The sequence below is a fragment of the Streptomyces sp. NPDC127084 genome (assembly GCF_042724175.1).
Lineage (GTDB): Bacteria > Actinomycetota > Actinomycetes > Streptomycetales > Streptomycetaceae > Streptomyces.
The window spans coordinates 1-9,562 of record NZ_JBHXFA010000029.1; the positions used below are offsets into that span (position 1 = coordinate 1).

The window sequence follows — 9,562 nt, forward strand, 5'->3', positions numbered from 1 at the left end:
TGGCTTTGTTTGCATCTTCGCCGACGAAAATCCCCGGCCTGGCCGGGGCTCCGGGGGGGGCAGCGGCCCCGGCCCGGGGGCTTTGGGGGGGGGGGGGCCCCCCCCCACACGGCAACGGCGCGTCAGGCGAAGACCGCCAGGCTCTTCGCCTTGCCCCGCTGCTGCTCGACCAGCGCCAGCAACCGGTCCTCGGGCCCGAAGACCGCCACCGGGCCTGCCGTGTCGTATTCCGGGATGTCCAGCCGTACTCCGTTGACGAGCAGCCGGGCTCGCTTCTCGTCCACGTCCCAGCGAGGGAACGCCGCCGCGGCGGCCTCGCTGATCGGCATGACCGTCAGCTCCTCCTGGAGCTGGTCCAGTGTCTTCGCCGAGTCCAGCCTGTACGGGCCGACGCGGGTGCGGCGCAGCGCCGTGAGATGCCCGCCCACACCGAGCCCGGCGCCGAGGTCGCGGGCGAGGGCGCGGATGTACGTACCGGAGGAGCAGACCACCGAGACGACCAGGTCGAGCACCGGGGTCCCGTCATCGGCGACGGCGTCGCGCACGTCGTAGACGGTGAACTGGGAGACGGTCACGGGCCGGGCCGGGATGTCGAACTCCTCGCCGCCGCGCACCCGGGCGTAGGACCGCTTTCCGTCGATCTTGATGGCGCTGACCTTGGACGGGACCTGCATGATGTCCCCGCTCAGCTCGGCGACACCGGCGTCGATGCCCTCGCGGGTCACCTTGGAGGCGTCTACGGACGCGGTGATCTCGCCCTCGGCGTCGTCCGTGATGGTGGTCTGCCCCAGCCGGATGGTGCCGAGGTACTCCTTCTCGGTCAGCGCGAGGTGCCCGAGGAGCTTGGTGGCCTTCTCGATCCCCAGCACGAGCACTCCGGTGGCCATCGGATCCAGGGTGCCGGCGTGCCCCACCCGGCGGGTGCGGGCGATGCCGCGCATCTTGGCGACCACGTCGTGCGAAGTGAAGCCCGACGGCTTGTCCACGATGACAAGCCCGTCGGGAGTGTTGCTGTGCCGGCTCATTCGGAGGCTTCGCCCTCGTCGTCGTCCTCGTCCTCCGGCTTGCGGTACGGGTCCGCCTCGCCCGCGTAGGTCTTGCCCGTGGAGGCCTCGCGGACCTCCGCGTCACTGGCCCGCGCCCGGTCGAGCAGATCGTCGATCGTGCGTGCGTTGTCGGGCAGGGCGTCCGGGACGAAGGTCAGGCTCGGCGTGTAGCGGACGCCGGTCTGCCTGCCGACCTCCGAGCGGAGGATGCCCTTGGCGGACTCCAGCGCCGCGGCGGACGCGGCACGCTCCTCGTCGTCCCCGTAGACCGTGTAGAAGACCGTGGCCTCCCGCAGGTCGCCGGTGACCCGGGCGTCCGTGATCGTGACGAAGCCCAGCCGCGGATCCTTGATTCGCCGGTCCAGGGTCTCCGCGACCACGACCTGGATGCGATCGGCCAGCTTGCGGGCCCGCGCGTTGTCGGCCACCGGTCCTTCTCCTCTTTCCGCTTACTTTCAATCATCGTCGCCGTGCAGCCGTCGGCGCACCGACAGCAGCTCGACCTCGGGCCGGGCGGCGACCAATCGCTCGCACCGGTCCAGTACGTCTGTGATGTGCCCCGGGTCCCCCGAGACCACCGCGAGGCCGATCTCGGCCCTGCGATGGAGGTCATGACCGCCCACCTCGGCCGCACTCACCGCGTACTTGCGCTGGAGTTCGGCCACGATCGGGCGGACGACGGAGCGTTTCTCCTTCAGCGAGCGAACATCGCCGAGGAGGAGATCGAAGGACAGCGTCCCCACGTACATGCATGTCCGGATGTCCCGCCGGTACGGGTTCGGGAAGTGCCCTGCCCGCTCTTGGCAGGGACATCAAGAACCGTACACGCAACGGCCGGGGCCGATCGACGGGATTACGTCCCGCCGACCGGCCCCGAACCGGCTGCCATACGTCAGCCGCGCTGTCAGCGCGATCAGCCGCGGGGCTTCTCGCGCATCTCGTACGTCGCGATGACGTCGTCGACCTTGATGTCGTTGAAGTTTCCGAGGTTGATACCACCCTCGTAGCCTTCGCGGATCTCGGTGACGTCGTCCTTGAAGCGACGCAGACCCTCGATGTTGAGGTTCTCCGCGATGACCTTGCCATCGCGGACGAGGCGCGCCTTGGTGTTCCGCTTGACCTCGCCGGAGCGGATGAGGACACCCGCGATGTTGCCCAGCTTGGACGACCGGAAGACCTCGCGGATCTCCGCCGTGCCCAGCTCGACCTCTTCGTACTCCGGCTTGAGCATGCCCTTGAGGGCCGCCTCGATCTCCTCGATCGCCTGGTAGATGACCGAGTAGTAGCGGACGTCCACACCCTCGCGCTCGGCCATCTGCGTGGCACGCCCTGCGGCGCGCACGTTGAAGCCGATCACGATGGCGTCAGAGCCGGTCGCCAGGTTGATGTCCGACTCGGTGACCGCACCGACACCGCGGTGCAGCACACGGATGTCGACCTCTTCGCCGACGTCCAGCTGGAGCAGCGAGGACTCGAGGGCCTCGACCGATCCGGACGCGTCGCCCTTGATGATGAGGTTGAGCTGCTGGATCTCGCCGGCCTTGAGCACCTTGTCGAGGTCCTCGAGGGACACCCGGCGGGTGCGCTTGGCGAACGCGGCGTTGCGCTCACGGGCGGCACGCTTCTCGGCGATCTGGCGGGCCGTACGGTCCTCGTCCACGACCAGGAAGTTGTCGCCGGCACCCGGGACGTTGGTGAGACCCAGGACCAGGACGGGGGTCGACGGACCCGCTTCCTCGACGTTGTTGCCCTTGTCGTCGAGCATCGCGCGGACACGGCCGTACGCGTCGCCGACGACCATGGTGTCGCCGATGCGCAGCGTTCCTCGCTGGACCAGGACGGTCGAGACCGCACCACGGCCGCGGTCGAGGTGCGACTCGATCGCGATGCCCTGCGCGTCCTGCTCCGGGTTGGCGCGAAGGTCCAGGGCGGCGTCCGCCGTCAGGACCACGGCCTCCAGCAGGCTCTCGATGTTCAGGCCCTGCTTGGCGGAGATGTCGACGAACATGGTGTCGCCGCCGTACTCCTCGGCCACCAGGCCGTACTCGGTCAGCTGACCGCGCACCTTCGTCGGGTCCGCGCCCTCGACGTCGATCTTGTTGACCGCGACGACGATCGGGACTTCCGCGGCCTTGGCGTGGTTGAGCGCCTCGACCGTCTGCGGCATGACACCGTCGTTGGCCGCGACCACCAGGATCGCGATGTCGGTGGACTTGGCACCACGGGCACGCATGGCGGTGAACGCCTCGTGACCCGGGGTGTCGATGAAGGTGATCCGACGCTCTTCGTCGTTGACCTCGGTCGAGACCTGGTACGCACCGATGTGCTGGGTGATACCGCCGGCCTCGCCCGCGACGACGTTGGTCTTGCGGATCGCGTCCAGCAGCCTGGTCTTACCGTGGTCGACGTGACCCATGACGGTCACCACCGGCGGACGCGCGACCAGGAACTCCTCGCCGCCCTCGTCCTCGCCGAACTCGATGTCGAAGGACTCGAGCAGCTCGCGGTCCTCCTCCTCCGGGCTGACGATCTGAACGGTGTAGTTCATCTCGCCGGCGAGGAGCTGGAGGGTCTCATCGGAGACGGACTGCGTCGCCGTGACCATCTCGCCGAGGTTCATCATCACGGCGACGAGCGACGCCGGGTTGGCGTTGATCTTCTCCGCGAAGTCGGTGAGGGAGGCACCGCGCGACAGACGGACGGTCTCGCCGCCGCCGCGAGGCAGCATCACGCCGCCGACGGACGGGGCCTGCATGGCCTCGTACTCCTGGCGCCGCTGCCGCTTCGACTTACGGCCACGACGCGCCGGACCACCGGGACGGCCGAAGGCGCCCTGCGTGCCACCACGGCCGCCGGGACCACCCGGACGTCCGCCGAAGCCGGGACGGCCACCGCCGCCACCGCCGCCGAAGCCGCCACCGCCGCCACCGCCGGGGCGCGGGCCGCCGAAGCCGCCGCCACCACCGGGACGACCGCCGCCGCCACCACCGCCGCCGGGACGGCCGGCGAAGCCGCCGCCACCACCGGGACGACCGGCACCGGCACCACCGGGACGGCCACCGGGACCACCGGGGCCACGGCCGCCGGGACCGGGACGCGGGCCGGCAGCCGGACGCTGCGGCATCATGCCCGGGTTCGGACGGTTACCACCGGGGCCGCCAGGGCCCGCGGGGCGCGGGGCCTGCGGACGGGGCATGCCGCCGGGAGTCGGACGGGAACCACCGGGACCGGCCTGCGGACGCGGACCGCCCTGACCGGGGGCCTGCGGACGCGGGCCACCGGGGCCACCCTGAGCACCGGGACGCGGGGCGCCGCCCGGACGGGGCGCCTGCGGGCGCGCCATGCCGGTGGAGCCGCCGGAGGTGAAGGGGTTGTTACCCGGACGCGGGCCCGCGGGACGGCCACCGGGACGCGGGGCCTGGCGCTCGCCACCGGGACGCGGAGCGCCCGGACGTGCGGCACCACCCTGAGCTCCGCCCTGGCCCGGACGCGCGGCGGCCGGACGCGGACCCGGAGCGGCACCGGGCCGGGGACCGGCTGCCGGAGCGGCCGGGGGCGCGGTGAACTCGGGTGCGGCCGGAGCGGCCGGAGCCGGCTTCGGAGCAGCCGCGGGCTTGGGGCCCGGGGTCGGCCGCGGACCCGGAGTCGGGGCCGTGGACGGCATCTTGGGTGCCTGGGGTGCCTCGGCGGCGACCGGCTTGGGAGCCGGGGCGCCGGGCTTGGGGGCAGCGGGACGCGCCGCCTGCGCCGGGGTGGGCGCGGGGACGTCGCCTGCGACCGCCTCGGCGGGCTTCGCAGGGGTCGCCTTGCGCGGTGCTGCGGGCTTTCCGGCAGCGCGCTTGGCCGGGGAAGCCCCGGAGCCCTGCTGGAAAGCATCAGTAAGTTTGCGTACAACCGGCGCCTCGATCGTCGAGGACGCCGAACGGACGAATTCACCGAGTTCTTGGAGCTTGGCCATGACGACCTTGCTCTCCACACCGAACTCCTTGGCGAGTTCGTATACCCGGACCTTAGCCACTTCGCTCCTTTTAGGTCCGGGTTACCGCCGGACCGTCGCTACTTCATGGGCGTACTCATCGCGTACTCATCGAGTGCTCATCGCAATCTCGACCTACTTCCAACTCGCGAGGTACCTGACCGCATGGGGATCCGTGCGGTACTGCTTCCTTCTTCTTACGGTGCTGCCTGCGTGGCTGTCTTCTCGACAACCTGGCGCACGTCCGTGGTTTCGAGCGGTCCCTGGACCTTGAAGGCCCTCGGGAACGCCCGGCGGCGGACCGCCAGGTCAAGACAGACCGAGGCCGGGTGCAGGTACGCACCCCGGCCGGGCAGCGTACCGCGATAGTCGGGGACGCATACGCCCTCGACCGCCACGATGCGCAGCAGCTCACTCTTGGCCGCTCGCTCCCGGCACCCCACGCAGGTGCGCTCAGGGCATGCGCGGGCATGCGTCCGGCCAGACACGTCTAAGTCTACCTCCCCGTACCGACCTCACCCCTTTTGAGGTAAGAATCGAACAGTTGATGGCTCAAAACTCGCTGCAACTACCGCACTCCGGTGCGGAGCGACGACTACGCATCGTGAGACTTTCCGCGGCTTTTCACCTGCGGCACCCAGAGCCGACGAGCGATCCGACCGACCGGATCGCCCTGATCACCCCGAACGCCCGAAGGCTGCCCGATCCAACCGGATCGTCGGGCGCTCCGCGGCCCGTACCGGCTCCGACCGCCCCGTCGTCAGCTCTGCTCGGCGGCCGGCTGCTCCGTATCCGGACGGATGTCGATACGCCAACCGGTGAGGCGCGCGGCGAGGCGGGCGTTCTGGCCCTCCTTGCCGATCGCCAGTGAAAGCTGGTAGTCGGGCACCGTCACCCGCGCGGAGCGGGCACCGAGGTCGACGATCTCGACCTTGGAAACCCTGGCCGGGGAGAGTGCGTTGGCCACCATCTCGGCGGGGTCGTCCGACCAGTCGACGATGTCGATCTTCTCGCCGAGCAGCTCGGCCATCACATTGCGTACCCGCCCGCCCATCGGGCCGATACAGGCGCCCTTGGCGTTGAGCCCGCTGCGGGTGGACCGTACGGCGATCTTGGTGCGGTGCCCCGCCTCGCGGGCGATGGCGGCGATCTCGACCGAACCGTCGGCGATCTCGGGGACCTCCAGGGCGAAGAGCTTCTTCACCAGATTGGGGTGCGTCCTCGACAGGGTGACGGACGGACCACGCACGCCCTTGGCCACCCGTACGACGTACGTACGCAGCCGCAGCCCGTGGGTGTACTCCTCACCGGGGACCTGCTCCTGCACCGGCAGGATGGCCTCAAGCTTGTCGTCCAGCCGGACCAGGACGTTCTTGGGGTCCTTGCCTTGCTGCACCTGGCCGGCTACCACGTCACCCTCACGGCGGGCGTACTCACCGAAGGTCACGTCGTTCTCGGCGTCCCGCAGCCGCTGCTGGATGACCTGGCGGGCCGTCGACGCGGCGATCCGGCCGAAGTCATGCGGAGTGTCGTCGAACTCGCGGGGCTCCTGGCCCTCCTCGAGCTCGGACGGGTCCTCCTTCGCCCACACGGTCACGTGCCCGTTCTCACGGTTGAGCACGACGCGAGCGTGGCGGCGGCTGTCCGGTGTGCGGTGGTAGGCGATGAGGAGGGCCGATTCGATCGCCTCGACCAGCAGGTCGAACGCGATCTCCTTCTCCTGTGCCAAGCCCCTCAGGAGCTTCACGTCGATGTCCACGGCTACGCCTCCTCCTCTTTCTGCATGGCGTCGCTGCCCTTGCTGTCCTTGCTGCCTGTGCTGTCCGTGCCGTCCTTGCGGCTGAACTCGATCTCCACCCGGGCCTTGGCGATCTCGGCGAAGGCGATCCGGCGCGCGGTGGGCTTGCGGCCCTTCACACCCGGCACCTCCAGATCGAGCCCCTCATCGTCCACTTCGAGGATTCGCGCGACCAGTTCACCCGCCGTACCGCCGCCCTCCGGGGCGGTCAGCTGGAACCGGGCAAGCCTGCCCTTGGCGCGGACGAAGTGGCGGTGCTCCCTGAGCGGACGCTCGGCACCCGGCGAGGTCACCTCGAGCTGGTACTCGCCTTCACCCATGGCGTCGGTCTCGTCGAGCTTGTCGGAGATCTCACGGCTCAGCTCGGCGCAGGCGTCAAGGTCGACGCCGTCCTCGGAATCCACGACGACCCGAAGCACACGGCGGCGGCCGGCCCGGGACAGTTCGATCTCTTCCAGATCCAGATCCGCGGCGCTGACGAGCGGTTCGAGCAGTCCGCGCAGCCTCTCGCTCTGGGTGGTGCTCATCCGGGTGACTCCTCGGCCGCGTGTGCTGTTGTGGGTTTCGTCGTGTGTCAGCACAAAGGGTATCCGGTCGGGAGGGGTGTTGCCGTCCACCCGCGCCTGACCCGCAGGTACGCTCGCCTGCGGTGATCACATCAAGGATCCGGCAGGTACGGGTCCTGGGCCCGAGGAGAGACGCGTGGAGCGCACGGGTACGACGCGCAGACAGGCGCTCATGGCCACGGGCGCGGCGACGGCTGCCGCGCTGACGGGGTGCACGTCGGCAGCCGGCGGGGCGCAACCGCGCACGGCGCCTGACGGCGTTCCGGCCGAGACCGTGCTGCAGCAGCGCAGCGCGGCGCGCAGCGGTGCGCTGCTCGGGCGGTACGACTCGGCGCTGGCCGCCCATCCGGAGCTCGCGGAGCGGCTGGCGCCGCTGCGGGCGGCGGTGGCCCTGCATGCGGAGGCGCTGGCCCCGAAGCCGCCCGCGGCGGGGGCTTCGTCATCGCGTTCGTCTTCGCCCTCGCAGCGTGCGACGGGTCGCGGGGGCCCTTCACCCCTGCCGTCGGGAACCGGCGACCCCGATCCGGACGCCACCGTGCGGGAACTGGCCGCCGCCGAGCGGAGTACCGCCGACGCGCACACCGCGGCGCTCGCCAGCGCTCCCCCCGAGTACGCACGGCTGCTGGCGTCCGTCGCCGCGGCCGGAGCGGTGCACGCCTATCTGCTGACCCGGGGAGCCCGCTGATGAGCACACTGGACGCCGTGCAGGCGGCGCTCGCCGCCGAGCACGCCGCCGTGTACGGGTACGGGGTCGTCGGCGGCCGGGTGGGCAAGGCCCGGCAGGCCGAGGCGACGGAGGCGTACTCCGCCCACCGGGCCCGCCGCGACGCACTGGAGCGGACCGTACGCGACTTGGGCGCGGAGCCCGTCGTCGCGGACGCCGCCTACGCTCTGCCGTTCCCGGTGCCGGACGCGGCGGCGGCCGTACGCCTCGCGGCGGTACTGGAGGACCGGATCGCGGGCGTCTACTCGGATCTGGTCCGGGCCGCGGCGGGAACGCTGCGGTTGGAAGCGGCGGGCGCGCTACGCGAGGCCGCCGTCCGGGCGGTCCGGTGGCGGGGCAGCGGCGTAGCCTTTCCGGGACTCGCTGAGCGGGCGACGAGGCAGTGAAGGAGAACGGCACACGTATGGGTTTTGAACCGCCCCGGCGACTGATGGGGGCGCTCGGCGACAGCGAATGGCTGCGAGAGCTGCCGAAGCTCCTTGAGGAGACGGTCGCCCGCCATGGACTGGCCGTCGAACGAGTGGCGGTGCCCGGCGGGCGGAGCAGCCTGGTGGTCCTCGTGAGGAGGCAGGACGGCTCACCGGCGGCGCTGAAGCTGGCGCCTCCCGCGGCCGGTTCCGCACACGAGCGTGCGGCGCTGGAGCACTGGAACGGGTTCGGGGCGGTGCGGCTGCTGGAGGCGTCCGAGGGAGCACTGGTGCTGGAGCGGCTCCATCCGGAGCTGTCGCTGCGCTCGCTCCCAGGGGCCAAGGCCCTGCTGGAAGCGGCGGGTACGGTGCGGAGGCTGTGGACCACGCCACCGGACGGCCACTCCTTCGAGACGGTGGCCGAGCGCACGGACCGGCAGGCCGCGGCGCTGTCGGAGCGCACCGGTATGGCGCCACCCGAGCTGGTGGCCGCGGCGCTTGAGGCGCGTGCGGAACTGGTCGCGAGCGCACCCGCCGAAGTGCGCTTGCTGCACGGCAACTTCCGTCAGAGCAAGGTGCTCGGCGGCGACCGGTCACCATGGCTGGCGGTCGGCCCCGAGCCTGTCGTCGGCGAACCCGCATACGACCTGGCCAGGTTGGTCCGCGACCGTGTGGAGGACCTGGTCGCCTCCACATCGGGCCCCTCCGCGGCGCGCCGTCGCGTGAACCGGCTGGCGGACTCCCTGGACGTGGACCCTGACCGGCTGCGCGGCTGGACACTGTTCCGCGCGGTGGAGTCCGGTACGCGCGCGCTGGAGTCAGGCCGCGCCCGCGAGGCTGAAGTGTCCCTCGAGTTCGCGGAGTGGCTCTAGGTTCTGTCCGGGGAGGTCGCGGACGGGCTCTCCGGCCCACCCCACGGGGTGCGGCTCACCGCGAAACCCACCCCGCCCACCACGCGGTCGCGGGGGGGCGCGGGGGGGGGGGACCCCCCCTCCCACGCGCCCGGGCTGCGGCCGCCGCCCCTCGCCGGGGGGTCCGCCCGGCA

The 9,562-nt window shown here is 71.3% G+C and carries 10 protein-coding genes; 3 read left to right on the forward strand and 7 right to left on the reverse strand.

Translation table 11 applies throughout. The features are described from left to right. Positions 1-122: 122 nt before the first annotated feature. The 7 genes from truB to rimP form a co-directional block, all read right to left on the reverse strand. Positions 123-1,025 (reverse strand): tRNA pseudouridine(55) synthase TruB, encoded by a 903-nt coding sequence (gene truB, locus ACFWI9_RS09650; RefSeq protein ID WP_387160293.1) that lies wholly within the window; start codon positions 1,023-1,025, stop codon positions 123-125. Then, complete coding sequence (gene rbfA, locus ACFWI9_RS09655) at positions 1,022-1,474, reverse strand: 30S ribosome-binding factor RbfA (protein WP_387160295.1); 453 nt, start codon at positions 1,472-1,474, stop codon at positions 1,022-1,024. Before rbfA ends, truB begins: the two co-directional genes overlap by 4 nt. A gap of 27 nt (positions 1,475-1,501) precedes the next feature. Beyond that, on the reverse strand, positions 1,502-1,795 hold the full coding sequence (locus tag ACFWI9_RS09660) for a DUF503 domain-containing protein (protein WP_387160296.1): 294 nt from the start codon (positions 1,793-1,795) through the stop codon (positions 1,502-1,504). 164 nt (positions 1,796-1,959) lie between these two features. Continuing rightward, positions 1,960-5,064, reverse strand: coding sequence for a translation initiation factor IF-2 (infB, locus tag ACFWI9_RS09665; protein ID WP_387160298.1), 3,105 nt, complete (start codon positions 5,062-5,064; stop codon positions 1,960-1,962). A 155-nt stretch (positions 5,065-5,219) separates the two neighbouring features. Then, the gene (locus tag ACFWI9_RS09670) at positions 5,220-5,510 is read right to left on the reverse strand and encodes a YlxR family protein (protein ID WP_387160300.1); all 291 of its coding nucleotides are present in this window, start codon (positions 5,508-5,510) and stop codon (positions 5,220-5,222) included. Between the two features lie 272 nt (positions 5,511-5,782). Further along, on the reverse strand, positions 5,783-6,781 hold the full coding sequence (gene nusA / locus ACFWI9_RS09675; protein WP_387160302.1) for a transcription termination factor NusA: 999 nt from the start codon (positions 6,779-6,781) through the stop codon (positions 5,783-5,785). A gap of 2 nt (positions 6,782-6,783) precedes the next feature. Continuing rightward, entirely contained in the window at positions 6,784-7,347 is a 564-nt protein-coding gene (gene rimP / locus ACFWI9_RS09680) for a ribosome maturation factor RimP (protein ID WP_387160304.1), read from the reverse strand. 175 nt (positions 7,348-7,522) lie between these two features. On the opposite strand from rimP, the gene ACFWI9_RS09685 reads away from it, so the two are divergent. The 3 genes from ACFWI9_RS09685 to ACFWI9_RS09695 are packed head-to-tail and all read left to right on the forward strand — an operon-like array spanning position 7,523 to position 9,389. Beyond that, entirely contained in the window at positions 7,523-8,071 is a 549-nt protein-coding gene (locus ACFWI9_RS09685) for a hypothetical protein (RefSeq protein WP_387160306.1), read from the forward strand. Then, positions 8,071-8,496, forward strand: a complete 426-nt coding sequence (locus ACFWI9_RS09690) for a DUF4439 domain-containing protein (protein ID WP_387160308.1) — start codon at positions 8,071-8,073, stop codon at positions 8,494-8,496. The genes ACFWI9_RS09685 and ACFWI9_RS09690 overlap by 1 nt, the downstream gene beginning before the upstream one ends. 17 nt (positions 8,497-8,513) lie before the next feature. Further along, a complete protein-coding gene (locus ACFWI9_RS09695; protein ID WP_387160310.1) occupies positions 8,514-9,389 on the forward strand; it encodes an aminoglycoside phosphotransferase family protein in 876 nt (291 codons plus the stop codon). Positions 9,390-9,562 lie beyond the last annotated feature (173 nt).